The sequence below is a fragment of the Streptomyces sp. 11x1 genome (assembly GCF_032598905.1).
Taxonomy (GTDB): Bacteria; Actinomycetota; Actinomycetes; order Streptomycetales; family Streptomycetaceae; genus Streptomyces.
Genome location: NZ_CP122458.1, coordinates 363,172 through 388,010, shown reverse-complemented (window position 1 = coordinate 388,010; position 24,839 = coordinate 363,172). Strand labels below are relative to the sequence as shown.

At 70.1% G+C, this 24,839-nt stretch carries 25 protein-coding genes and 1 pseudogene; 19 read left to right on the top strand and 7 right to left on the bottom strand.

Annotated elements, in window-relative coordinates; translation table 11 throughout:
• Positions 1 to 193 precede the first annotated feature (193 nt).
• The 3 genes and pseudogenes from P8T65_RS01915 to P8T65_RS01905 all read left to right on the top strand — a co-directional run bounded on the left by P8T65_RS01915 (position 194) and on the right by P8T65_RS01905 (position 2,207).
• Entirely contained in the window at positions 194 to 829 is a 636-nt protein-coding gene (locus P8T65_RS01915) for a TetR/AcrR family transcriptional regulator (protein WP_316723664.1), read from the top strand.
• Positions 830 to 1,201: 372 nt separating this feature from the next.
• A pseudogene (locus P8T65_RS01910) lies at positions 1,202 to 1,630 on the top strand (MFS transporter); the annotation flags it as partial.
• A gap of 22 nt (positions 1,631 to 1,652) precedes the next feature.
• The gene (locus P8T65_RS01905; protein ID WP_316723663.1) at positions 1,653 to 2,207 is read left to right on the top strand and encodes an MFS transporter; all 555 of its coding nucleotides are present in this window, start codon (positions 1,653 to 1,655) and stop codon (positions 2,205 to 2,207) included.
• A 440-nt stretch (positions 2,208 to 2,647) separates the two neighbouring features.
• Here P8T65_RS01905 and P8T65_RS01900 read toward each other — a convergent pair whose 3' ends face one another.
• From P8T65_RS01900 to P8T65_RS01870, 7 genes are all read right to left on the bottom strand, one after another.
• Positions 2,648 to 4,312, bottom strand: coding sequence for an ABC transporter permease subunit (locus P8T65_RS01900; protein ID WP_316723662.1), 1,665 nt, complete (start codon positions 4,310 to 4,312; stop codon positions 2,648 to 2,650).
• A 79-nt stretch (positions 4,313 to 4,391) separates the two neighbouring features.
• Complete coding sequence (locus P8T65_RS01895; RefSeq protein ID WP_316723661.1) at positions 4,392 to 5,567, bottom strand: ABC transporter ATP-binding protein; 1,176 nt, start codon at positions 5,565 to 5,567, stop codon at positions 4,392 to 4,394.
• A 99-nt stretch (positions 5,568 to 5,666) separates the two neighbouring features.
• The gene (locus P8T65_RS01890; protein ID WP_316723660.1) at positions 5,667 to 6,731 is read right to left on the bottom strand and encodes an extracellular solute-binding protein; all 1,065 of its coding nucleotides are present in this window, start codon (positions 6,729 to 6,731) and stop codon (positions 5,667 to 5,669) included.
• A gap of 516 nt (positions 6,732 to 7,247) precedes the next feature.
• A complete protein-coding gene (locus tag P8T65_RS01885; protein WP_316731453.1) occupies positions 7,248 to 8,357 on the bottom strand; it encodes an NADP-dependent oxidoreductase in 1,110 nt (369 codons plus the stop codon).
• 188 nt (positions 8,358 to 8,545) lie between these two features.
• The gene (locus P8T65_RS01880) at positions 8,546 to 8,701 is read right to left on the bottom strand and encodes a hypothetical protein (RefSeq protein ID WP_316723659.1); all 156 of its coding nucleotides are present in this window, start codon (positions 8,699 to 8,701) and stop codon (positions 8,546 to 8,548) included.
• Positions 8,702 to 8,744: 43 nt separating this feature from the next.
• Positions 8,745 to 9,512, bottom strand: coding sequence for an SDR family oxidoreductase (locus P8T65_RS01875; protein ID WP_316723658.1), 768 nt, complete (start codon positions 9,510 to 9,512; stop codon positions 8,745 to 8,747).
• Positions 9,513 to 9,614: 102 nt separating this feature from the next.
• The gene (locus tag P8T65_RS01870) at positions 9,615 to 10,655 is read right to left on the bottom strand and encodes an NAD(P)-dependent alcohol dehydrogenase (RefSeq protein ID WP_316723657.1); all 1,041 of its coding nucleotides are present in this window, start codon (positions 10,653 to 10,655) and stop codon (positions 9,615 to 9,617) included.
• Between the two features lie 100 nt (positions 10,656 to 10,755).
• Between P8T65_RS01870 and P8T65_RS01865 the strand changes: the two genes are divergently transcribed.
• The 16 genes from P8T65_RS01865 (at position 10,756) to P8T65_RS01790 (ending at position 24,784) form a co-directional block, all read left to right on the top strand.
• On the top strand, positions 10,756 to 11,556 hold the full coding sequence (locus P8T65_RS01865; RefSeq protein ID WP_316723656.1) for an SDR family NAD(P)-dependent oxidoreductase: 801 nt from the start codon (positions 10,756 to 10,758) through the stop codon (positions 11,554 to 11,556).
• Positions 11,557 to 11,644: 88 nt separating this feature from the next.
• Complete coding sequence (locus P8T65_RS01860; protein ID WP_316723655.1) at positions 11,645 to 12,814, top strand: acyl-CoA dehydrogenase family protein; 1,170 nt, start codon at positions 11,645 to 11,647, stop codon at positions 12,812 to 12,814.
• A 550-nt stretch (positions 12,815 to 13,364) separates the two neighbouring features.
• The gene (locus tag P8T65_RS01855) at positions 13,365 to 14,153 is read left to right on the top strand and encodes an enoyl-CoA hydratase/isomerase family protein (protein WP_316723654.1); all 789 of its coding nucleotides are present in this window, start codon (positions 13,365 to 13,367) and stop codon (positions 14,151 to 14,153) included.
• Positions 14,154 to 14,158: 5 nt separating this feature from the next.
• Positions 14,159 to 14,545 carry an OB-fold domain-containing protein gene (locus P8T65_RS01850; protein WP_316731452.1) on the top strand — a complete coding sequence of 129 codons (387 nt, stop codon included), beginning with the start codon at positions 14,159 to 14,161 and terminating at the stop codon, positions 14,543 to 14,545.
• On the top strand, positions 14,542 to 15,687 hold the full coding sequence (locus P8T65_RS01845) for a thiolase family protein (RefSeq protein ID WP_316723653.1): 1,146 nt from the start codon (positions 14,542 to 14,544) through the stop codon (positions 15,685 to 15,687). The genes P8T65_RS01850 and P8T65_RS01845 overlap by 4 nt, the downstream gene beginning before the upstream one ends.
• A gap of 18 nt (positions 15,688 to 15,705) precedes the next feature.
• Complete coding sequence (locus P8T65_RS01840) at positions 15,706 to 16,908, top strand: acyl-CoA dehydrogenase family protein (RefSeq protein WP_316723652.1); 1,203 nt, start codon at positions 15,706 to 15,708, stop codon at positions 16,906 to 16,908.
• Positions 16,905 to 17,879 (top strand): phosphotransferase family protein, encoded by a 975-nt coding sequence (locus P8T65_RS01835; RefSeq protein ID WP_316723651.1) that lies wholly within the window; start codon positions 16,905 to 16,907, stop codon positions 17,877 to 17,879. The genes P8T65_RS01840 and P8T65_RS01835 overlap by 4 nt, the downstream gene beginning before the upstream one ends.
• Before the next feature lie 53 nt (positions 17,880 to 17,932).
• Positions 17,933 to 19,219, top strand: a complete 1,287-nt coding sequence (locus tag P8T65_RS01830) for an acyl-CoA dehydrogenase family protein (RefSeq protein WP_316723650.1) — start codon at positions 17,933 to 17,935, stop codon at positions 19,217 to 19,219.
• Positions 19,216 to 19,992 carry an SDR family oxidoreductase gene (locus P8T65_RS01825; RefSeq protein ID WP_316723649.1) on the top strand — a complete coding sequence of 259 codons (777 nt, stop codon included), beginning with the start codon at positions 19,216 to 19,218 and terminating at the stop codon, positions 19,990 to 19,992. Before P8T65_RS01830 ends, P8T65_RS01825 begins: the two co-directional genes overlap by 4 nt.
• The gene (locus tag P8T65_RS01820) at positions 19,989 to 20,762 is read left to right on the top strand and encodes an SDR family oxidoreductase (protein ID WP_316723648.1); all 774 of its coding nucleotides are present in this window, start codon (positions 19,989 to 19,991) and stop codon (positions 20,760 to 20,762) included. The genes P8T65_RS01825 and P8T65_RS01820 overlap by 4 nt, the downstream gene beginning before the upstream one ends.
• The gene (locus tag P8T65_RS01815; RefSeq protein WP_316723647.1) at positions 20,759 to 21,553 is read left to right on the top strand and encodes an enoyl-CoA hydratase-related protein; all 795 of its coding nucleotides are present in this window, start codon (positions 20,759 to 20,761) and stop codon (positions 21,551 to 21,553) included. The genes P8T65_RS01820 and P8T65_RS01815 overlap by 4 nt, the downstream gene beginning before the upstream one ends.
• A gap of 49 nt (positions 21,554 to 21,602) precedes the next feature.
• On the top strand, positions 21,603 to 22,760 hold the full coding sequence (locus tag P8T65_RS01810; protein WP_316723646.1) for an acetyl-CoA C-acetyltransferase: 1,158 nt from the start codon (positions 21,603 to 21,605) through the stop codon (positions 22,758 to 22,760).
• Positions 22,761 to 22,841: 81 nt separating this feature from the next.
• Positions 22,842 to 23,465: a TetR/AcrR family transcriptional regulator gene (locus tag P8T65_RS01805; RefSeq protein WP_316723645.1), complete on the top strand. Its 624-nt coding sequence runs from the start codon at positions 22,842 to 22,844 to the stop codon at positions 23,463 to 23,465.
• Between the two features lie 202 nt (positions 23,466 to 23,667).
• Positions 23,668 to 24,039 carry a nuclear transport factor 2 family protein gene (locus tag P8T65_RS01800; RefSeq protein ID WP_316723644.1) on the top strand — a complete coding sequence of 124 codons (372 nt, stop codon included), beginning with the start codon at positions 23,668 to 23,670 and terminating at the stop codon, positions 24,037 to 24,039.
• Positions 24,036 to 24,413 carry a hypothetical protein gene (locus P8T65_RS01795; RefSeq protein WP_316723643.1) on the top strand — a complete coding sequence of 126 codons (378 nt, stop codon included), beginning with the start codon at positions 24,036 to 24,038 and terminating at the stop codon, positions 24,411 to 24,413. The genes P8T65_RS01800 and P8T65_RS01795 overlap by 4 nt, the downstream gene beginning before the upstream one ends.
• A gap of 50 nt (positions 24,414 to 24,463) precedes the next feature.
• Complete coding sequence (locus tag P8T65_RS01790; RefSeq protein ID WP_316723642.1) at positions 24,464 to 24,784, top strand: EthD family reductase; 321 nt, start codon at positions 24,464 to 24,466, stop codon at positions 24,782 to 24,784.
• Positions 24,785 to 24,839 lie beyond the last annotated feature (55 nt).

Sequence of the window (24,839 nt, the reverse complement as noted above, 5' to 3'; positions counted from 1 at the left end):
TGGAAAAGCGGCAGTCGGAGCCGCGGGGCGCTGGTTGCGTGTGACCGGTGGACACTACTGTCGCCGGACTGGGGTTCGGCTCTGCTTCAGCCAGTACGGGAATCGCCTTCCCGGATGCATTACGGTGAGCTGGGCTCAGGGGAAGTGGGCATGCGGCTACGCATCACTGGCCGAAGGGCAGGGCAGGGGAAGCGTGACGTCACAGCGCGGCAGTCAGTCGGCGGTGGTCCCCCGGGGCCGCACGGCGGCCGGCCGGGCCCCGGGGCCGCGTGCGGCGGAGATCCGGAACGCGGCGCTCGTCCTGTTCGCGGAGCGAGGGTACGCCGCCACCACGATGGCGGACATCGGCGAAGCGGTGGGGATGCGCGGGCCGAGTCTGTACAAGCATGTGGGCTCCAAGCAGGAGCTGCTCGCCCAGATCATGACGGGCACGATGGACGACCTGCTACGAAACCACCGTGTCGCTGTCTCCGGTTGTGAGGACGTGGTGGAGCGGCTGCGCCGGGCCGCGGAGGCTCATGTTCGCTACCACGCCCGGCACCGCCTCGAGGCGTTCGTGGGGACCCGGGAGATCCGCAGCCTGGACGAACCCCACCGTGCGGAGGTCCTTCAGCGGCGCGCGGCCTACGAGCAGGCGTTCAGGACGTTGCTCGGTGAGGGAGTGCAGGCCGGGCGCTTCAGTGTCACCACGGTGAAGCTGACCTCCTACGCGATCTTGGACCTCGGGATGGGTGTGCCCGTCTGGTACCGCGAGGACGGCGATCTGACGGAGGATCAGATCGTGTACCAGTACGGCGACTTCGCGCTGCGGCTGGCCGGCGTGCGTTGAACCGGTGGAGGGGGCGGTCGGCTCGGCGCCCGTGGGTGGCGTGACCAGGTGGCACCCTTGGCGGCTCCGTCCACCGCCCCTACCCGTTGGAGCGGGGCACGCTGAAGGTCGACCCAAATCGAATTCAGAGCGTCAATGGTCGTGCCGTGTTGATGCGGTAACCATGTCGCGGTGGCGCCTCGATGACTCAAGCGCTGACGCTGGCTGTCAAAGTCGCAGCTCATAATCAGCTTTCATGAACGGTTGCCGCTCCGGCCTCGGCCTCCGCCTTCGAGAAACCCTTACATCGGGCTAGCTGTGCTGAGTTCAGTTCTGTAGCGTCCCCGGCGTCGGCATGGTACGGGACCGTGCCCTGGGAAGGGGAGTCGGAGCATGAGTGCCACTCAGCGGTCCGCCACATCAGGGTCGGAGACAGCGGCGTACGATCCGCGCACGGTGCGCCGTGCGATGCTCGCCGGCAGCCTCGGCACACTGATCGAGTACTACGACTTCAGTGTGTACGGCTATCTCGCCGTGGTGATCGCTCCCCAGTTCTTCCCGAGCGAAGATCCAGCGGCCGCGCTCCTGGCGACGCTGGCGGTGTTCGCCACCGGCCTGGTGGTGCGGCCGGTCGGCGGCGTCTTCTTCGGATGGCTCGGCGACCGATGGGGGCGCCGAAAGGCGCTGGTCTCCTCGGTGCTGTGCATGGGAGTGGCCGGCAGCATCACGGGACTGCTGCCGACCTACGGTCAGATCGGCGTGACCGCCGCCGTACTGCTCCTGGCCCGAGTGGTGCAGGGCATCTCCACGGGGGGCGAGTCGGTCGGCGCCTACACCTACATCTATGAGTCGGCCCCGCCGCAACGCAGGGCCTTCCTCGGGCGGCGCCATCTTCCTCGGCCTGACGTACATCGGCATCTACCTCTCCACCGACCTGGGATACGACTCCACGCAGGTGCTCTGGCTGAGCGCGAGCGTCGTGCTCGTCACCGTGCTACTCATGGTGCCGGCCGGCTGGCTCGCCGCCCGGTTCGGCTCCCGTCGCATCCTGTTGTTCGGGTTGCTGGGATTCCTGGTGACCGCCTACCCCGCGATGATGCTCATGGGCCGGCACAGCCTGCCTCTGGCCGGCGTGGCCTACCTGCTCTTCATGCTGAGCAGCGCGTTCGTGCAGGTCCCGGCGGCCAGTCTGTGGCCGCACCTGTTCGAACGCCGGGTCCGGTACACCGGCATGGCGATCGGGTACAACGTCGGCACCGTCCTCGCGGGCGGCACGGCTCCGTACATCTCGGCCTTCCTTGTCCAGCGGACCGGGAACCTGCTCTCCCCGGCGTTCTTCGTCATGGTGGTCTGCGTGATCGGGATCGGTGCCCTGCTCACGGTCCGCGAGGATGTATGAGGCGTCGGGCGGGCCTGCCGATGCTGTGAGCGGCGGTCACCCCTCAGCTCGCTCGGGCGGCATGCTCCACAAGGCCCGCCGAAGGGTGACGTGTGCGCGGGTGGCGTTCGGTTCTCCCGGGCGGTCGCGGATCCGGGCGAGCCGTTCGGCACGACGTTCGACACGCTCGGTACCGTCTGGGCACCGGGGGAGGATCGCCGGCTCCGGGCCGGCGAAAGACGCCACCGAGCTTTGTTCTGTCCGGCCGCGTGGGGGATCGGCCACGATGCGGTCGCAGGTCGCAGGTCGCAGGTCGCAGGTCGCGGGTCGCTGACAAGCCACTCCGCCACGAAATCGGAGCGTACGACGGCGGCCACGGCCGCCGTCGTCTCGTTCCGTTCGGTGAGCGCCTTCTCCACGGCGATCGCCTTCCCGATGCCGGCCCGCGCGGTCACACGTGGTCAGAGCTTCGCGAAGATGTCGGAGCCGGCGACCGACATGGCCACGAAGACGCCTGCCGAGGTCACCATCGTCATAACGAGCGCGATGGCGGCGACCAGCGGATAGGAGCCGTTGGACCAGTAGTCGAACAGGATGGTCCCCATGACCTGCGTCGTGGGCGCCCGTACCAGCAGCGACGCGGTGAACTCGTGGGTGAGCAGCACGAACATCAGCGCTCCGGCTCCCGCGAGCGTGGGGCGCAGCAGCGGCAGCACGATCTCGGTGGTGGTCCGTAGCGCGCCCGCCCCGCTGGTCCGCGACGCCTCCTGGTAGGTGTCGCCGAGTGCCACCATCCCGGACAGCTGCATCCGGGTCGCGAAGGGCAGCATCAGCGTCACATAGACGAGGACGATCACCGTTCGGGTGCCGTACAGAATGAACGGCTCGCGGCTGTACGTCAGCAGGAAACCGGCGCCGAAGACCACCGCGGGGATCCCGAGAGGCATCGCCACGATGAAGTCGACCGCGGCCCGGATGACGCGGAACCGGCGCCCCCTGAGCAGCAGTGAGGCGGCGATGAAGCCGAGCGGGAGCGCGATGGCGACGGAGATGACCGAGGTGACGAGGCTGTTGACGATCGCGTCGGTGATCCCCGACTCCTGGAACACGCGCCGGAAGTTGTCGAGCGTGAACCCACTCGGCTCGATCCTGCCGCTCCAGAAGGCGGAGAGCGACACCACCGTGAGCGCGCCCAGCGGCAGCGCGAGCGCGACCAGGCCGTAGACGACGATGCCCGTGACCGCCACCCACGACGGCCGCCCGCCGGACCGGAACGCCTTGCCGCCGTGCGTGACGAAGCGGCTGTGGTCGCCGAGGATCACCTTCTGGAAGAGGACGACGGCGATACCGAAGAGCAGCAGCGGTGAGCCGATCGCGGCCGCCCTGCCGTAGTCGACCGGACTCTGCGACACGGCGACGTACATGTCGGTGGTGAGGACGTTGACGCCGTTGTTCCTGCCGAGCAGCAGGGGGCCCGTGAACTGGCCGAGTCCAAGGAGCAGGGCCACGAACCCCCCGTACACCAGGACCGGTCGCAGCAGCGGCAGCGTCACCCGGAAGAACACTCCGGCCGGCGACGATCCGCTGACCTGTGCCGCCTCGATCAGCTCCGAGTTGATGTTGCCGAAGCCGGCGCTGACGAACAGATAGACGAAGGCGGTCAGGCCGAAACCGGTGATGAGCACGATCCAGGGCAGCGTGTAGATGTCGACAGGGCCCTCGTCGAGATGGTTCCACCAGGGCAGGTTGCGCAGCGCCGCGTTGAGGTAGCCGGGGCGGGGCGAGAACAGGAACGCCCAGCCGGTCACCGCCGCCACGGCCGGGACCACGATGGGCAGGACGGGCAGGACGCGCAGCAGCCGCAGGCGGGGCGGCAAGCGGGTCGCCGCCCAGGCCAGGAATGTGCCGAGGACGAGCGCGATGACCAGCGAACCCAGCGCCATGCCGGCCGTCGTGCGCAGCGTCTCGGCCATGTCCGGGCTGTCGAAGGCGGCACTGTAGCCACGGGCGTCGTCCTCGAAGGCCAGCCGTTGCAGGCCCACCAGAGGCGCGATCACCAGGTAGCCGATGGCGGCCAGGAAAGCGAGCGCGCCGAGCCGTGGCAGGTGACGCCGCGCACGGATCAACGCGGTCGAGGGTGACGGGGCCGGGTGCGGCCGTGTCGTCGTGGGGGTGGGGGGTGCTACGGCGGGTGCGGTCACGATGTCACGCCCCCACTGTGGCGGCGGGGGCGTGCTCGGTCGTCCGTACCCCGTCGGCGCCGTAGTAGATGGCAGCGTCCCTAGGGAACCACGCGGTCACCCGCTGTCCCCGTGACAGGCCCCGGGCCCATGGCTTGCCGGTCAGCGGTGCCCGGGCATGCAGGCGGCTGTCGCCGATCGCGACGACCACGTCCATGTGGCGCCCGCCGAACTGCGCGTCGACGACCTCCGCCGGGAGGCCGACGCTGTGGGCCGGTGGTTTCTCGTCGGCCGGACAGAGCTGAAGGTCGTCGGGGCGCAGCCGGGCGGCGACGTCGCTGTGCGAGCGGGGCACCGGGAGCTCGTCGACCACGGTCCTGCCCGGAGCGTCGGCCTGGCCGTCGGCGTCCGAAGGGGAGGCGAGGGCCCACCCCACGCCCTGACGTTGGAGCGGAAGCCGGTTCGACATGCCGATGAAGCCGGCGACGTACTCGGTGGCCGGTTCCTCGAAGACCCGCTCCGGAGTGTCGAGTTGCTCGATCCGCCCCGCATTCATGATCGCCAGGCGGTCGCCGAGCGCCAGCGCCTCGCTCTGGTCGTGGGTGACGAACACGGCGGTGAAACCCAGCCGTGCGTGCAACTCGTGCAGCTGGGCGCGCACCTGGTCGCGCAGCCGGGCATCGAGGTTGCTCAGCGGCTCGTCGAAGAGCACCAGGTCGGGTTGGGCGGCCAGACCGCGGGCCAGGGCGACCCGCTGCTGCTGGCCGCCGCTGAGCTGCGCCGGATAACGGTCGAGCAGGGCGGAGCACTCGACCAGCTCCGCCGCTTCCTCGATCCGCGTGCGCGCCTGCTCACGGGGCACCCGTCTGGTCTTCAGGGGGTATCCGATGTTGCGGCGCACGGTCATGTGCGGCCACAGCGCGTACGACTGGAACACCATCCCGATCCGGCGCTTGTTCGGGGGAAGGTTGACCTTCCCGCGTACATCCAGCACCGTCTGGTCGCCCAGCGAGATGCGTCCCACATCGGGCGTCTCCAGACCGGCCAGACAGCGCAGAGTCGTGGTTTTCCCGCAGCCGCTCGGGCCGAGCAGAACGATGAACTCGCCCCGCTCGATCTCCAGCGACAGGTCGTCCACGGCGACCGCAGGTGGCTTGCCGGCGAACCTTTTCGTCAGACCCTCGATGCGCACGTGGGACACGGGGGACTCCTCACATCCAAAGATCAGGTGAGTGGGCGCCCGTCGACGCGGGTGCCCACACTGCTGTGCGTCGTTACTTGCTGACGCGCTGCACCGCCCCTACTGGAACAGTGACTTCCACTTCTTCTGGTACGTGGCCACGGCCTCGGGTGTGAGCTTGGCCGGATCCTGTACGCGCACCTTGTCGTTGGTGATCACTGTGCCGGGGACCTTGGGCAGCACCGATCCGGCGGACGGCGTGATCAGCTCCTGGCCCTTGGCGGTCACCATGAAGTTGGCGAACAGCTGACCGGCGTTGGGGTGCGGGCCGCTCTTCAGCACCATGCCGTAGTACCGGGCGCCCCACGCACCGTCCGACGGCATGCGGTAGTCGACCGGCGCGCCCTTCTTCTTCGCGGGCTCGAGCGCGATCGGCGCTATGAAGCTGCCGGCGGTGATCTCGCCGGACTGCAGTGCCTCACCCATCGGCAGGGAGCTGGGGTAGATGCGCGGCTTCTGGGCGGCCAGCTTCTTCACGAAGTCGGCGCCGTAGGTCTCCTCCAGCCACAGGTAGAAGTCGACGAGCGACGGTGCCGTCGGCTCGATCACGCCGATCTTGCCGCCGGCGAGTGACGGGTCGAGCAGGTCCGGGTAGTCGGTCAGCCCTTCGGGATGGAGCTTGGTGTTCCAGCCGAACGTGAGGACCGCGGAGTTGGTCTCGAAGTAGTTGCCTTCGTGGACGTACTGCTTGGCGTCGTAGTCGCCCTTGCCGGTCAGTTCGGGACCGGTCGGTGCCAGGAACCGCCCGGCCTCGGCCTGCGGCTTCACCCAGGACAGGCTCGCGCTGACGTACATGTCGGCGATGCCCTTGCCGGTGTTGAACTCCGTCTCGACCTTCACGCCGAGGTCACCGTCGACGCCCCGGACGGTCTTGACGTCGATCCCCGGGTACTTGGCCTCGAAGGCTTTCGCGAGGTTGTTGAGGGCGGTCAGATCCTGGGCCGAGTAGACCGTGATCTGTCCTTCCTCCTTCGCGGCGGCGACCAGTTCGTCCATGTCCGCCGTCGCGGGCACGACCTTGGACTCGGAGGTGTTGTCGTTGCCGCCGCCGCACGAGGCGACGAGCAGGGTGGTGATCGATAGCAGGATGAGCAAAGCCCCGCGCCGTCGCGGATCTGATCTCATTCTCGGCTCCCTTAGGTGAAACCGGCTCCCGGCCGAACCGGCGCAGTAACCGAGTGGACTTTGCGCTGGATGGTGGCCGGATGGCCAAGATTGCGTGGAAGTTACCAAACTGAACTCGGTTAGGCAATAGAATTCACAGCCGCACCACGGGCGGGGTGAAGGGACGGTGCGTGGAAGGGGCGGCGGGGCGGTGCGCGGTGGCTGTGCTTGCTCCGGCCCGGCTCGGACCATGGGTGACGTCGACCACTGTGAGCTCGAAGGCCGCCCGATGTGGGCTCAGGATTCCCTTCCCGTGTCGGTTGCGCCCCTGTGGTGGCGGCAGCAGGGCTGTGCGGGGAGTGCCGTGGGACCGCCCAGTGGCATGTGCTGGACTTATTTCAGTTCAGTAGCGGCCCGATCGGGCCGCCGTGGGTAGGGCGGCGGCAACCTGACCAGTTCGCGCCGATGAGGGTGGCGACGGCGAACGTACGGGGGTTCGATGTGCCGGGGGATACTCGGCGCCCTGCGTGGCCCGCCTCAGTCGGCGGCGCTCTCACGATGCGTGACGCCGTCGATCCGCACAAGCGTCTTGCCGATGTTGTCGCCCCGCAGGAGTCCCGCCAGGGCCGCCGGTGCCTGCGCCAGGCCGTCGACGATCGTTTCGCGGTAGCGGAGACGGCCTTCGCGGATCCATGCGCCCACGTGCCGGCTCATCGCGGGCAGCAGGTGGGTGTGGCCACTGGCTCGGAAGCCGCGCATCGTCAGGCTCTTCGTCACCGCCGGCATGAGGTTTCCGGGGCCGTGCGGCGGCTCCTCGGCCGCATACTCCGAGATCATGCCGCAGATCGCGATGCGGCCCGATGTCCGCAGTGCCCCGAGAGCGGCCTCGAGGTGGTCGCCACCGACGTTGTCGAAGTAGACGTCCATGCCGTCCGGAGCCGCCTCGCGCAGAAGGTCGGGAAGGGTGCCGCGCTTGTAGTTGAACGCGGCGTCCAAGCCGAGTTCCTCCAGGAGGTAGCGCACCTTCTCGTCGGAACCGGCGCTGCCGATGACGCGATGCCCGCGGATCTTCGCCATCTGTGCGGCGAGGCTGCCGACGGCGCCGGCCGCGGCGGAGACCCAGACGACGTCACCGTCACGCAGGCCCGCGACATGGAAGAGGCCGGCGTAGGCGGTGAGTCCGTTGGCGCCGAGGGCGCCGAGGTGGGCCTGTGGAGGTGCGACGCGCACGTCGAGCTTCGTGAGAGTGCCGACACCGCCGAGCGCCGGCTTCTCCGCCTCGACGACCGCGTAGTCGCGCCAGCCGGAGGCGTGCCACACCATGTCGCCGCGGGTGAACCCGTCTGCGCGAGACTCGACGACCTCCCCGACGGTCATGATTCCGTCCATCGGCTCTTCGAGCGGGAAGGCCGGAAAGTATCCCGGTGGCGCCGTCTCCCTGAGCCGCAGCCGGAGTGCGGCGTCGACGGATGTCCATGTGTTGCGGACCAGTACCTCGCCCGGACGCGGTTGTCGCACCTCCACTTCTACGACGCGGAAGTCCGACGCCCGGACCTCGCCACGTGGGTATGCGGTCGGCCGGACTTCACGGCCGACCGCTGCCGCACCTTCCAGGGGCGGGTGAACCGACCCGGCCCGGGTGCGCATCTGGTCCCTGAACTGCTTTGTTCCAGTCATCATGGTCGACCTCTGGGCTCACGAACCCAAGGGCGGGTGCGTTGGCAGCCGATTGGTTGGCGAAGTGAGTTCAGGCGCTTGGCGGAGCCGGAGCCTGCACTCCGGTAGGCGTTCGTGTACTTCGACCGTCGCGCCGCCGACGGCCTGGCCACTGACAGTCAGTCGGCCGCGGCCCCCCGCCGGTGGGGCGCGGCGCGAAGCGTCGCGCTGTCGGCCGCGGTGACTCCGAACACCAGGGCCGACGCGATGCCGTCTGTCAGGCCGGCCATTCCCGCCCCGATGACGAGCAGGTCGACCGTTCGGTGGTCCGACACTCGCACTCGACTCTTCCTCACCGCGATGTACCAGCACTGATACCTACCTGACCAAGCCCTGCTGCTCCGCCGTCGCGTGAGCGTGACCGACGTGGCCGATGGTCTGGCCGCCGTCGACGAGGAACTCGCCGCCCGTGGTGTAGGAGGCGTCGTCGCTCGCCAGGAAGAGCACCACGCGGGTGACCTCCTCGGGCTCCCCGATACGCGGTACGGGCTGACTGGCGAACAGTTCGGGCGAGGCGCTCCCACCCATGGGCGTGCGGATCACGCCCGGATGCACGGAGTTGACGCGCACCCCGGTGCCCGCCATGTCCAGAGCGGCGGCCTTGGTCATCCCCCGCACCCCCCACTTGCTCGCCACATAGCCGATGCCGTCGGCGAAACCCATGAGGCCGGCGGCCGAGGAGATGTTGACGACCGCTCCGTGGCCGCGGCCACGCATGCCGGGGAGGACGGTGTGCATACCGAGGAAGGCACCCACCAGGTTGACGTCGACGATCCGGCGGAAGTGCACGGGCGTCTGCTGTTCCACGCCGCCGAAGTGAACGATCCCCGCGTTGTTGACCAGGACGTCCACGGGGCCCAAGGTGTCCTCGACGGTGCGGACGACGGACATCCACGCCTCTTCATCGGTGACGTCCAGGCGGCAGTACCGCGCGTGGGGGACTTCCTCGGCCAGGGCCTTTCCCTCGTCGTCCAGCAGGTCGCAGACAGCGACCCTGGCGCCTTCCGCGGCCAGCCCGCGCACATGTGAGGCGCCCAGACCCCGGGCGCCGCCGGTGACGATCGCGACTCTTCCGTCGAAGCGCATCCCGAGCTTCCCTTCTGTATGCGTGGTCAGAGGTCACCACCTGCCTGTGGTCAGCACGCTGCCTGTGGTCGCCCGTGGTCACCGACCTGCCGGTGAACGCGGTCAGTCGGGGACGAGTACGGCCCGCCCCCGCACCCGGCCCCCACGCAGCCGGCCGATCGCTTCTGGTGCGGCGGACAGCGGGAACGGCTCCGTCTCGACACGGATCGCCCCCGAGCGGGCCAGCGCCACGACCTCGGCGAGCTCGGGGCGGGTCCCCCAGAAGGGCAGCGAGAGTCTGAAGCCCGGTGGAAGAGCACCCGGCTTGGAGACCGTCAGCCGGCCGCCGCCGCTGCCGACGACGGCCAGTTCACCACCCGGGCGCAGAATGCCGGTCGCGAGTTCCAGCGTCTCGGTGGTGCCGACGAAGTCGAGCACGGCGTCCGCTCCCGCGCCACCACTCCGCTTCCGCAGGACCCCCGCGGTGTCCGTCCGCAGCAGAGTGCCGAAGTCCGCGCCGGAGCGGTCCGCGAGAGCCAGAGCCTCCTCCCGGACGTCGACGGCCAGTACACGGCTGGGGGTGGTCGCGCGGAGGATCTGTACAGCCAGGTGACCGAGCCCGCCGACACCGATGACGGCGGTGGTGGTGCCCTTCCCGAGCGTGTGCCGCAGACCGGCCACGGCGTGATAAGGCGTCAGGCCCGCGTCGGAGAGCGGAGCCGCCTGATCGGCCGACAGGTCGCCGATCGGCACCAGATGGCGGGCGGAGGGGACGAGCACGTACTCGGCCATTCCGCCGTCCCGGCCCAGCCCCGCGCCGTGCCAGGCGAGGGCTCCGCGCCGGTCGCAGTAGTTGTCCCGGCCCGCGGCGCAACGGTCGCAGGCGCCGCAACCCCACGGTCCGTACAGCACCACGCGGTCGCCGACCGCGAGCCCGTCGGCGTCGGGTCCCAGGGCCGTGGTCCGCCCCGCGACCTCGTGGCCGAGAGTGAACGGCAGCCGGTAAGGGAGTGCTCCCGCAGCCGCGTCGATGACGTGCAGGTCGGAGTGGCACAGCCCGGTGGCTTCGACGCGCACGAGTACCTCGGCGCCGTGGGGGACTGGCCGCTCGACCTCGGTCTGTGTCGGGGGCTCGCCCCACGCCGTCAGTCGCAGTGCCCTCATCTTCACCGTCCCAGGTCTTGTCAGCCCGCGGCTGCCACGGTAACAGAGGTGAAGTCAGTTCAATAGGGTGTGGAAAGTGGCAGCGAGGGAGGATCGGCTGATGCGCACAGACGCACGGACGGAAAGGTTCGCGGACAAGGTCGCGATGGTGACAGGCGCCGGCTCCGGCATGGGTGCGGCGGTCGCACGGCAACTGGCCGCGGAAGGGGCGCGGACCGTCGTCCTGGCCGACGTGAACGGCGAGGGCGCCGCGGCCGTCGCCAAGGAACTGCCCGCCGCGGAGGCGGTCGAACTCGACGTGGCGGACGCGGCGGGCGTCGACGCCGCCGTCCAGGACCTGCTGCACCGGCACGGACGGCTCGACGTCCTGGTGCACGCGGCCGGAGTCGACGACCCCGAGGCCAAGGAGCGCATCGCGGCCGCCCTGGTCGAGGGGCGGCCCGTCGAGATGACCGATTCCCTCGACGACGCCTCCTGGCGGCGCGTCATGCGGGTCAACCTGGACGGTACGTTCCATGTGCTGCGCGCCGCGGTGCGGGTCATGCGGCCCTTCGGGGCCGGGGTGATCGTGGTGATCGGCTCGTCGGCGGCCTTCGACACCCCCGTCGGATATCCCCACTACGCCGCCTCCAAGGCGGGTGTGCACGCACTGGCTCAGGCCGTGGCCAAGGAGGTCGTCGCGTCCGGGATCCGCGTGAACGTGGTGGCTCCGGGGCCGACGGAGACGGGGATGGCGGCGCGCACGCCCGAGGTGCTGCGAGCCGGTTTCGCCGACCCGCGGGTGCGCCCGTACGCGACACCGGAGGAGATCGCCGACATCGCTCTCTTCCTCGCGAGCGATGCCGCGGTGAACCTCGTCGGCGCGGTGCTGCTCGCCAACGGCGGCCGGTTCACCGCCTGAGCGGAAATCAACTCGTGCGCAGGCCTTGCCCGGCCGGAGTCCTGTATCTACGGTAAGTGAATTGAGTTCAGTTTTGTGAGGAGTGCCCATGCGTCGTCGTCATCCCGAGATCGACCCCCAGTCGCTGTCCGAAACCGACGAACAGCGGCAACTGCGCGCCGTGCTGCGGGACTTCCACACCGAGGCGAGTGGTGCCGAGGATGTCCGCAAGCAGCTGGCCACCCCGCGCGGATACGACGAAGTGCTCTGGAGGCGCCTCGCGGGCGAGATCGGGGTCCACGGGCTGGCCGTTCCGGAGGCGTACGGCGGGTCGGGCTTCACGTTCGCCGAACTCGCCGTCGCCCTGGAGGAATCCGGGCGCGCCCTGTACTGCGCGCCGCTCCTGCCCACGGTGGTCCTCGCTGCTCACGCCCTGCTGTACAGCGGCGACCCCATGGCCTGCGAGCGCTACCTGCCGCGGATCGCCGACGGCACGCTCACCGCGACCGTGGCCGCGTTCGACGCCGACAAGCCCGTGAATCCCGAGACCGACGAGCTAGGCGTCATCGCCGAGAAGGGTGGATCGGGCTGGCTGCTGCGGGGCCGGGCGGACTTCGTGCTCGACGGGGCGGGCGCGGACCTGATCCTGGTACGGGCACAAACTCCGGTCGGACCGCGGTTGTTCGCCTGTGAGCCCGCCCCGGACACCTGTCGGCGGACTCCGCGCCGTGTCCTGGACGAGACGCGCCGCCAGGCGCTGGTGGAATTCCGAGGCGCCCCGGCCATCGCCGTGGGGACGGTGGAGGGCGCCGAAGGCGCGGTCTCGGCGACTCTCGACACCGGGCGGGCCGCGCTGGCGGCCGAACAGGTCGGCGGCAGCGGACACGCGCTGGACGCCACGGTCGAATTCGTCGCGCAGCGCCACCAGTTCGGGCGCCCCATCGGTTCCTTCCAGGCTGTCAAGCACCGGCTGGCCGATGTGCTGGTCGCGCTGGAGGCGGCACGCTCGGCGTCGGCACACGCGACTGCCTGCGCCGCCGTTGCCCCGCAGCAACTGCCGGTGGCCTGCTGCGCCGCCGCCGTGGTCTGCTCCGAGACTTTCCGCCTGGCCACGGCCGAATACGTCCAACTGCACGGTGGCATCGGCTTCACCTGGGAGCACCCGGCCCATCTGTATGTGCGCCGCGCACGTAGCAGCGAGGTGCTGTTCGGCACGACGGACGGGCATCGGGCCCGACTCGCCGGGCTCATCGGTCTGGGCGCCCGCTCCGCCGCCTGAACGGGCGAGGAGGACGGCGAAGAAAGCCGTATGGCGCCAGACCCGGGCCCTCACTCGCCTCACCGCACCCTTCGCACTCGACGGTCTCACCCTCCGCGACCGCCTCGGCCACCACCCACACCACCACCACCGCCGTCAGCGACGGTGCCCCCACCGAGACCGACGCGGCCTCCTGGCGGCGACCGGCCCGGGGCGGCGCACGCCATCATGGTGATCACCGGAGGCACCGCCGTGGCCCCCGAGTCGACGCTGCGGCAGGGGGTTCGACGGGTGGGCGCGGCGGAGCTCCATGCCGCAGTCGATGTCCTATCCGCGAGCCGCTCGGGCGCCTGGACCACCGGAGGGACGAAGCGCCCAGGCGAAGTGAACCGAAGTAGGTGCGTTCCTTGCCCTTTTGGTCTGAATTAAGTTCGGTTCGATCACTTGGTGGAAGTGTTCCGCCGCTGTCCCATGGTGGCTTTCACATCTGAACCTGTCTCGATCGAAGGGTTGACAGCGCACCTTCACCCTCGCAGACTCGTAGTGAATTCAGTTCAATTTGGAGGCTGGGATGGCAGTGGAAGACGAGATCCAGTTCGAGCGTGACGGCAACGTCGCCCGTGTGTGGCTCAACCGCCCGTGGAAGAAGAACTGCGTCACCGTGCCGATCCTGGACCGGCTCGACGAGATCATCACCGAGGTCGACGAGGACCCCGAGCTGCGCGTACTGGTGGTTCGCGGCCGCGGCGGCACCTTCTGTTCGGGCTTCGACCTCGACAGCCTGAAGGCGGAGTACGTCGGTAAGTCCAACGCGATCGACGTCGCGGTGAAGTCCGCGAAGGTCTGCGACCGCCTCTACTCCATGAAGACCCCCTCGGTCGCGGTCCTGGAGGGCTACGTCACCGCCGGCGGTTTCGAAATCATGATCTCCTGTGACTTCGCCATCTCCGCGGACGACGCCAAGATCGGCGACTTCCACATCCGCCGCGCCCTGTTCGGCGGGGCCGGCCCGATCTACCGGGTGCCGCGCATGATCGGCATACGCAAGACCAAGGAGCTGATGCTCACCGGCAAGCTCCTCTCCGGTGTCGAGGCCGTCGACTTCGGACTGATCAACAAATCCGCGCCGGCCGACAAGCTGGACGAGACGGTCGATGCCTTCATCGGGGACCTCATCGACAAGAGCCCCTTCATGATGTGGCTGACGAAGATGACGATCGACCGCAGCCTGGACGCCGACATCCAGTCGCTGATGGTGATGGAGCACCTCGCCGTGGGCGTGGCCCTCAACTCCGAGGACGCGAACGAAGGCGTGTCGGCGTTCCTGGAGAAGCGCGAACCCAAGTGGACGGGGCGCTGATCCGGATGGCCACGGACCCGCGGAGTCCGACCGTCGCCGCCGGGCTCCAGGGCTCACGCTGCTCCGGCTGCGCGGTGACGGCCTACCCCGCGGAGGACGCGTGCCCCCGCTGCGGGGGGCCGGCCGATCCGGCGGTCCTCCGGGGTACGGGCAGGCTGTGGACCTGGACGGTGCAGCGGTACGCCCCCAAGTCCCCGCCCTACCAGGCTCCGCCCGGCGGCTTCGAGCCGTTCGCCCTCGGCTACGTCGAGCTGGCGGACGGCGTGCGGGTGGCGGCCGTACTCGATGTCCACGACCTCGATGACATCCGCATCGGGATGCCCCTCACCGTGAGGGCCGGCGACGGCGTCCCGCGGGCCAGGCCCACGACCCCGGGCGAGGAGGGTTCATGACTGCCGACGTCCTGATCTGCGGCGCCGGGCGCACCCCGTTCGGCCGGTCGGAGGCCAGCGGCCGGCAACTGGCCGTCGCCGCGGTGAACGCCGCGCTGTCGGACGCCGGGATCGAGTGGTCGCGGGTGCGGGCCGCGTTCGGCGGCAGCGACAACGCCGGTCTCGCCGACACCCTGGTGGCCCAACTCGGCTTCACCGGACTGCCGTTCGTCAACGTCAAGAACGGCTGCGCCACCGGCGGCAGCGCGCTGATCTCGGCCGTGAACGCGATCCGCTCCGGCATGGCGGACGTCGTCCTCGCCGTCGGCTTCGACAAACACCCGCGCGGCGCCTTCGACCCGAGACCCGAGGACTGGGGGCTGGGGGCGGAATACGGCAGCGACGGGCTGATGGTCACCACCCAGTTCTTCGGCATGAAGATCCAGCGCTACATGCACGACCACGGCATCACGCCGCGGACCCTCGCCCTGGTCGCCGAGAAGGCGTACCGCAACGGTGGTCTGACCCCCGAGGCGTGGCGGCGCAAACCCGTGTCCGCCGAGGAGATCCTCGACTCCGGCATGGTCAGCGACCCGCTGACCCGTTACATGTTCTGCTCCCCGGGAGCGGGTGCGGCAGCCCTGGTGCTGTGCTCTCCCGAGGCGGCACGCACCTTGGACGGCGCGCCGGTCGCCCTGCGCTCGGCGGCGGTACGCACTCGGCGCTTCGGCTCGTTCGAGGTGTTCAGCCCCTGGATCCCCGGAGGCCGGCTCACCAGCGTCAGCCGTGATACCTCGGCCGCCGCCTTCGAGGAAGCAGGGATCGGCCCCGGCGACGTCGACGTCTGCCAGCTGCAGGACACCGAGAGCGGCGCCGAGGTCATGCACATGGCCGAGTGCGGGTTCTGCGAGGACGGCGAGCAGGAGCGCCTGGTCGCTTCCGGCGCCACCGAGATCGGTGGGACCCTGCCGGTCAACACCGACGGTGGCTGCATCGCCAACGGCGAACCCATCGGTGCCTCCGGGCTGCGCCAGGTCTACGAGATCGTCCAGCAACTGCGCGGACGGGCAGGCGAACGCCAGGTCCCCGGCGAACCCAGGATCGGCTTCACCCATGTGTACGGCGCCCCGGGCGTGAGCGCGTGCACAGTGCTGTCCCGCTGAATGGAGGTGGAGGAAGAGATGAGCGCCGTCCCGGAACCCGAGGAGTTCCGCGCGCACGCCCGGCAGTGGCTCACCACGGTCGCCCGGCCGCGCGCCGTCGGCGGAGCGTGGGGCAGCGGCTCCGACTCCGTCGCCGTGTTCGAGAACTGGACCGAGGAGCAGGAACGCGAGTACACCGCCCGCATCCACGAGTGGGAACGCACCCGCTACGACCACGGGTGGGGCGCGCTCAACTGGCAGGAGGTGTACGGGGGACGTGGCCTGCCCGCCTACTACGAGCAGCTCTACCGCGCCGAAGAGGCGGCCTTCGACGTGCCCCACCGCACCGAGGTCTTCCCGGTGACGCAGCAGCTCGTCGCCCCCGCGATCGGCATCTGGGGCACCGAGGAGCAGAAGGAGCGATGGCTGCGGCCCATGCTGCGCACCGACGAACTCGCCTGCCAGCTGTTCTCGGAGACCGAGGCCGGCTCCGACCTCGCCGCGGTGCGCACAAGGGCGGTGCGTGACAGCGAACACTGGGTGCTCCAAGGACACAAGGTGTGGACGTCCGGGGCCCGTGTGGCGACCTGGGGCGTCGCGGTGTGCCGTACCGATCCGGACGTACGCAAGCACGCCGGCATCACCGTCTTCCTGGTGCGCATGGACGCGCCGGGCGTGATCGTACGGCCCATCCAGCAGATGACGGGCGGCACCAGCTTCAACGAGGTCTACCTCGACGGCGTGGTGGTGCCCGACACCGACCGGCTCGGGCCGGTCGGCGAGGGCTGGCGGGTCACGCTCAGCGTGCTGGCCGCCGAACGGCTCGACTCCGGCAACCTCGGCCTGGACAACGCCGACCGGGCGCTGGAACTCGCCGTGAACCTGCCCCGCCCGCTCACCGGCAGCGAGCAGCAGCGGGCAGCCGACCTCCACATCCGCACCCTCGTCCAGCGGCTCATCGGACTGCGGGTGACCGCCGCCCTCGTCGCCGGACGCGAGCCCGGCGCGGAGGCCTCGGTCGGCAAGCTCTACGCCACCGAGACCATGCGGCGCACCAGCGATCTGGTCTCCGAGCTGCTCGGCCCGAGCCTGGTCGCGGACACGGGGGAGTGGGGCACCTATGCCTGGACGGAGCACCTGCTCGGCGCCCCTGGATACAGCATCGCGGGCGGCACCGACGAGATCCAGCACAACATCCTCGCCGAACGCGTGCTCGGCCTGCCGAAGGAGCCCGTCCGATGAGCACGGCCACACAGCTGTCAGAGCTGGCCGACCGGGTGCGTGATCAGCTCGCCCGCCGCCATCCGGGCGCTGAGATCGGGGAGTTGGCGGTGCTTCCGGGCGGTCACTCGGGGCTGACGTACTCCGTCACCGCGGGCGACACCAGGTACGTCGTCAAGGCGGTGCCTCCGGGGCAGCGGCCCGTCGGGCGCAACGACGTGCTGCGCCAGGCGCGGGTGCTGGGCGCGCTGGCCGGGTCCGCGGTGCCGGTGCCGGGCGTCGCCGCCGTGGACGAGACACGACCGGCCTGGTTCGCCATGGAGTTCGCGACCGGGGAGGCCGTCGAGCCGGTACTCGACGAGCCCGAGGTGCCCGCCGCGACGGCCCGCGCCCGGATGCTGGAGATCGCCACCGTGCTGCGGCGGCTGCACGCCACCGACACCTGTACACCCGGCCTTGATCCTCCCGAACCACTCGACCCGGCAGGAGAGTTGGAGCGGTGGAGCCGCACCCTGCGCGCTGTCCCTGCCGAACTGCGCCATGGCGGCGAGGAGTTGCTCGCACGCCTCGCCCGTGATGTGCCCGGCGGCCTCCCTCCGGCCCTGCTGCACGGGGACTTCCGGCTCGGCAACGTGCTGTGTGCCGACGAGCGTGCGGTGGCCGTCGTCGACTGGGAGATCTGGAGCGTGGGCGACCCGCGCATCGACCTCGGCTGGTTCCTGCTCTTCGCCGACCACCGCAACTTCCCCCAGCTGGGGCGCGCCGTGCCCGGCCTGCCCAGCGAGGCCGAACTGCTGTACGCCTACCTCGACGGCCGGCCCGGGCTGCCCGCGATGGACTGGTTCCGGGCGCTCGGCCGCATGAAGATGGCCGCGATCATGGGCCACAACCTGCGCAGGCACCGCGAGGGCACGCACCGCGACCCGGACCAGGAGCGACTGCCGCCCACCATCGCCGCGATGATCCGCACGGCACGCGACATCCTCGGCTGATCCGGACCCACCACACGAACCCCGGCACCACGGCACCCCGGACAGGAGCAATCGTGGATTTCGGATACTCGCCCCGCTCGAGTGAACTGCAGGACCGCATGCGGTCGTTCATGGAGCAGCACGTCCTCCCCGCGGAAGCGGTCTACGACCGGCAACTGGCCGAGGCGGACGACCCGCACGCGCTGCCGCCCGTGATGACCGAGCTCAAGGAGAAGGCACGCGCCGAGGGCCTGTGGAACCTCTTCATGGCGCACGGCGACTGGGGCGCGGGACTCACCAACCTCGAATACGCACCCCTCATGGAACTGGCGGGCCGCTCGATCATCGGCCCCGAGGTGTTCAACTGCTCGGCGCCCGACACCGGCAACATGGAACTGCTCGCGCTGTACGGCACGCCCGAGCAGCAAGAACGCTGGCTGCGGCCCCTGCTGGACGCGGAGATCCGCTCCTGCTTCGCCATGACCGAGCCGGAGGTCGCCAGCTCCGACGCGCGCAACATCCGTACCCTCATCAGCCGCGACGGCGACACCTACGTCGTCAACGGCCGCAAGTGGTACACCTCCGGGATCCTCGATCCCGACTGCAAGCTGATCATCCTGATGGGCAAGACCGATCCGGACGCGCCCACCTACCGGCAGCAGAGCATGCTGCTCATCCCCCGCGACACCCCGGGCGTCACGGTCCTGCGCGACCTGCCGATGTTCGGCTACACCGACCGGCTCGGACACGGTGACGTGCTCTTCGAGGACGCCCGCGTGCCGGTGGAGAACATCCTCAGGGGCGAGGGAGAGGGCTTCGCGCTCGCCCAGGGACGGCTCGGTCCGGGGCGGATGCACTACGCGATGCGCGCCGTGGGCTTCGCCGAGCGCGCGCTGCAGCTGATGTGCGAGCGCGTCACCGACCGCGTCGCCTTCGGCGGGCCGCTCGCCGATCAGGGCGTGGTGCGCGAGTGGATCGCCCGCAGCCGCATCGAGATCGAGCAACTGCGCCTCCTCGTCCTCAAGTCCGCCTGGCTGATGGACACCGTCGGCAACGCCGCCGCCCGTATGGAGGTCGCCGCGATCAAGGTCGCGGCGCTGGAGGTCGCCCACAAGGTGGTCGACCGCGCGGTGCAGGCGCACGGCGCGGCGGGGGTGAGCGACGACACCGTACTGGCCCGGCTGTACGCCATCACGCGGGCGCTGCGCATCGCCGACGGCCCCGACGAAGTGCATCTGCGGACGGTGGCCCGCCAGGAACTTGCCAAGTACCGGAAGAAGGCCGAGCACGAGACGACCGCACACGAGAACCACGAGAAAGCCGAGCACCGGAAGACCGACACGAAGGCAGGGGCCGCGTGAGCGCCAACACTCTCGACGGCCGGGTCGCCGTCATCACCGGCGGATCCCGCGGCATCGGCCTCGGCATCGCCACCGCCTACCGAGCGGCGGGCGCACACGTGGTGATCGCGGCCCGCAAGGCGGCCGGACTCGCCGAGGCGCGCGAGGAGTTGCTGCGCGTCAAGGGCGACGGCGACCTGCACACGGTGGTGGCCAACGCCGGCGAACCCGAGCAGGCCGAGGCCTGCGTCGACGAAACCATGGCCCGCTTCGGCCGGGTCGACATCCTCGTCAACAACGCGGCGACCAACCCGTACCACGGCGACCTCCTCGACCTGGACCTGCCGCGCGCAGAGAAGACCGTACGCGTCAACCAGTACGGCATGATCGCCTGGACCCGGTACGCCTGGCGGGCCTGGATGGCCGAGCACGGGGGAGCGGTGGTCAACATCGCCTCCGTCGGAGGGCTGATCGTCGACCCGCACATCGGCTACTACAACGCCACCAAGGCCGCCATGCTGCACATGACCCGGCAGCTTGCCTACGAACTCGGGCCCCGGGCAAGGGTGAACGCCATCGCCCCCGGTCTGATCAAGACCGAACTGGCGCGGGCGGTATGGGAGGTGCGCGAGCCCATCCTCACCGCCAAGCTGCCGCTGCGCCGCCTCGGCACGGTGGAGGACGTGGCCAACGCGGCGCTGTTCCTGGCCTCCGACGCCTCCTCCTGGATGACCGGCCAGACCCTGGTCCTCGACGGCGGCGCGACCGCCCTGCCGATCGGGGTGGACGAGTGAGGGCGCCGCGATCCGCCGCCGAGCTGTTCTCGCTCGACGGCAGGACGGCCCTCGTCACCGGCGCCTCCGCCGGGCTCGGCGCACGCTTCGCCGCCGTCCTCGCGCAGGCCGGCGCCACCGTGTTCGCCGCGGCCCGCCGCCTCGACCGGCTGAAGGAACTCGCCGACTCCCACCCACGTATCAACCCGGTGGCCTGCGACGTCGCGATCGCCGCCGACCGTACGCGGCTGGCCGAGACCGCGCTGACCGCCACCGGCCGCATCGACATCCTGGTGAACAACGCGGCCACCTCCGGCGAGACCCGCGCCGAGGACGAATCGCCGGATGCCTTCGCCGACGTCCTGGCGGTCAACCTCACCGCGCCCTTCCACCTCGCCCGGCTCACGGCCGAGGCTCCAGGTGACGCGGGCGGCAGAAGCATCATCAACGTCTCCTCCATTCTCGGCCTGGTGACCGCCGCGCCGCTGGGCGGGGCGAGCTACTCGGCGTCCAAGGCCGGACTGATCGGCCTGACCCGGGAGTTGGCCGGACAGTGGGGCGGCAGCGGCATCCGCGTCAACGCACTCGCCCCGGGCTGGTTCCGCACCGAGATGACCGAGGACCTCTTCGGCGACGAGCGCTCCAGCCGCTGGGTCGAGCGCAACACCCTGCTGGGGCGCGGCGGCGACGGCCACGAACTCGACGGCGCCCTGCTGTTCCTCGCCTCGGACGCCTCCTCGTACTGCACCGGACAGGTGCTGACCGTCGACGGCGGATGGACGGCGCGATGAGCGTCGGAATGGACATCCACGATGGTGGCCTGGCCCGCGTCACCCTGCGCCGGGGCGAGGCGGGCAACGCCATCGACCTGGACATGGCGCGCGGGCTGCTGGACGCGGCGCGGACTTGCGCACGTGAGGCAGTACGGGTCGTGCTGCTGACCGGCGAGGGGAAGTCCTTCTGCGTCGGCGGCGACCTCCGGGAGTTCTCGTGTCTCTCCGGTGAGGCGCTGGAGAAGCACCTGACCGCGGTGACCGACGCGCTGCACGACGCCCTGCGGACGTTCGCCGCGAGCGACGCACCCGTGGTGGCCGCCGTGCAGGGTGCCGTAGCCGGCGCGGGCATCGGCCTGGCCGCGTCCGCCGATGTGACCGTCGCCGCCGACGATGCCTCGTTCACCGCCGCGTACACCGGCATCGGCTATTCACCGGACGCCGGGGTCAGCTGGTTCCTGCCCCGTCTCCTCGGCCCCAAGCGGGCCCTGGATCTGCTGCTGACCAACCGTCGCGTAGCAGCGGCGGAAGCCGAGGAGATCGGACTGGTGAGCCGGGTCGTCGCCGCCGACCGGCTGGCCGCCGAGGCGGCGCGCACGGCCGAGGCGCTGCGCGGTGGACCCACCGCCGCCTACGGGACCACCCGTCGGCTCGTCGCCGCCGGGCTGACCTCGGACCTCGGGCCGCACCTGGACCGTGAGGCGCGTGCGCTCGCCGCCGCGGCCGTCTCCGACGCGGGCCGTGAAGGCGTCGCAGCCTTCCTCGGCAAGCGTGCGCCCGACTTCAGCAGCGCCCCGCCCGGGACCTGACCCGCCCGGGACCTGGTCCCTTCCTCACGAAACCCAAGGAGCCCCCCCCGTGCCCACCACGTCGGAAGCATTCATCGTCGGAGCCGTCCGCACACCCGTCGGACGCCGCAAGGGCACACTCAGCGGCGTTCACCCGGCCGACCTCGGAGCCCATGTGCTGCGCGCACTGCTGGAGCGCACCGGCGCCGACCCGGGCGCCGTCGACGACGTGTACTTCGGCTGCGTCAGCCAGCTCGGCGCACAGGCCGGGAACATCGCACGCACCGCCTGGCTGTCGGCGGGGCTGCCGCAGCACGTGCCCGGCACCACCATCGACCGCCAGTGCGGTTCCTCCCAGCAGGCCGTGCACTTCGCCGCGCAGACGGTCGGCTGCGGCGCCGCCGATCTGGTGGTCGCCGGTGGGGTGGAGGTGATGAGCCTGGTACCCATCGCGAGTCCGATGTTCGTCGGCGAGCAGGACGGCATGGGCAGCCCGTTCGCGGGGGACGGCTGGCGCGCACGTTTCGGGGACCAGGAGGTCTCGCAGTTCCGCGGGGCCGAGCTGATCGCCGAGAAGTGGGGCGTCTCCCGCGCGGGCATGGAGAGCTTCGCGCTCACCAGCCACCGGCGGGCCCTCGCCGCCCAGGCCGACGGCGCCTTCGACGACGAGATCACTCCGGCCTTCGGGCTGGCCGCCGACGAGGGTCCGCGCGCCGACACCACCCTCGAGAAGATGGCGGGCCTGAAGACCCTGACCGAGGACGGCAGGCTGACCGCCGCCGTCGCCAGCCAGATCTCCGACGGCGCCGCCGCCCTGCTGATCGCCTCCGCGGAGGCGGTACACCGCCACGGTCTGACCCCGCTCGCGCGGGTCCACACCATGGCGGTGGTCGGCTCCGACCCGATCCACATGCTGACCGGCCCGATCCCGGCCACTGAGAAGGTTCTGAAGAAGGCCGGGCTGTCGATCGGCGAGATCGACCTGGTCGAGATCAACGAGGCCTTCGCCTCCGTCGTCCTCGCCTGGCAGAAGGAGATCGGCGCCGCCCCGGAACGGGTCAACGCCTTCGGCGGTGCCATCGCGCTCGGGCATCCGCTCGGCGCCACCGGTGCCCGGCTCATGACCACGCTTGTCCACCAGCTTCGCAGGACCGGCGGACGTTATGGTCTGCAGACGATGTGCGAGGGCGGCGGCATGGCCAATGCGACCGTGCTCGAACGGCTTTGACCTGAAGTCGATTGGCAACTGAGTTCAACTTGGGGCTACTCTCGGGTACGCACGAGATGGGCGGCAGCCGGGAGGCCAGTCATGGCGACAAGGATCGTTGAACCGGAAGCGGGGCCGAGGTCCAAGCGGGCCGCCATTCTGGCGGCCGCCGTGGACTGCTTCGGCGAGACAGGCTTCGAGGCCACCAAGTGGTCCACCGTGGCGGAGCGGGTCGGCATCGGGCAGACCGCGCTGTACCACTACTTCGAGTCCAAGACCCACTGCCTGCTCACCATCATGCGGCTGGAACTCCAGCGCTCCCATGACAAGTTCACGGAGGCGACGGCGGACGCCGCGGAGCCGGTGGAGGCGCTGCGGGCGGCCGTCCACGCGGCGTACGACGTCTCCGACCAAGAGGTTCTGCAGATGCGCATCCTGCAGAACCACATGGACCTGCTCTCCGGCCCGCGCAAGTCCAAGCGGGAGGAGGCCGAGCGCGTCGCGGCGCGTCAGCTGGTCCAGCTCGTCGAGCGGGACTGGACGAACCTGCTGGTCCGGGGCATGTCCCAGGGTGCGTTTCCCCTGCGCGACGCGCAGTTGCTGGGCGCGAGTGTGCTCGGCCTGATCGTCAGCATCTGGCGGTGGTACCGGCCGTCCGGGCCGACACCACTGTCGGAGGTCAGCGAACTGATCGAGGGCGCCTGCGTGCGGATGGTCGCCACGTGACGTCCTGAGTCTCCCGGTCCTCTTCCCGCCCCCCTGCGGATTCCGTCGGGGGGCTTTGTCGTGCCGGCGATCCGGTGCCGCCGCCGGGGCAGCTGCGTGAAGCACTATTGCCAGGGGAGTTTCCACCGGATTAACATCTACCTGAATTGAACTTAGCTCAGGTTGATCAATCGGCAGTGGTCGGCGACCGAAGGGCTCACTCATGGCGTTGCGCGCGTACATGGCCACAATGGACAGTCGGCATCCGGAGCGGACGCTGGAGCTGCTCGAACCCGATTTCCGCTTCCTCATCGCCCTCCCGGGCAAGGAGGTCATCGGCAAGTCCAAGGAGGACTTCGCCGAGTACATCGCGGGCCGCAATCCCCTGGACCGGTCCCATGAGATCCTGCGCCACAGCCGCGACGGCGACCTGGAAACCGTCTACGGAGTGGTGACGGAGGGCGGGCGGTACACCGGCTCCTTCCTCTCCGCCGCGGTGATCTCGTCCGGCGGGCTCCTGGCGCGCTACCAGTCCTTCTTCACCACGTCGTTCGAGCTGGTCGACTGGTCCGGGCAGAACGGGAGCCGGGCATGACCGACACCTCGACCACGGCCCCCTTCCTCACCGCATGGTTCGAGATCCTCGACGGGGACGAGCCGTCCCGGATCCTCGACCTGATCAGCGACGACTTCTCCCTGTCCATCCTGTTCTCCACCGGCGACGGCAACGCCACCGACTTCGCCGGCGACCGCGCCGCCCTCGTGGGCTACCTCGAACAGCGCGAGAAGGGCACCCGCACCCACCACCGCCTGTCGGCGACCACGCTCGGCCAGGACGAGCTCTTCCTGGGGGAAGTACGACGCGCGGGTGTCCCCGAGGCGAGCTTCGTCGCCGCCGGGCGGGTGAACGACGAGGGCCGGCTGCAGCGCCTGCTCATCGGCCGCTCGTCCGAGATCCGCTTCGACTGATCACACACCTTCACCCCACCGATGCCCGCCTTCGCGTATGGAGGAACCTCATGTACAACCTCGTCCTGCTGGCAGCTCGGCCTCCGGAGTGGACACACGAGCGGTTCATTGAGTGGTGGCGCGGCGACCACGCGGAGCTGACCTACCGCCTGCCCGGACTGCGTGCCTGGCGGCACACCGAGATCGACGCCGCTCTGGAGCCGCGCTCCGAAGGCTGGGACGGGATCTCCGTGCTCGGCTTCGACTCCCCTGAGGACCTGAAGAAGGCCCTGGGGAGCCCCGAGTGGGCCGAGGCCGTCGCACAGGTCGGCGACATGAAGGGCCGCCGCATCGCGGTCATGGGGCACGAGGCGGAGATGTTCGCCGCCTGAGGTCGCTCCCGCCGGACGATCCCGGCTCCCCGGCACGGCACATACCCCCAGCGTT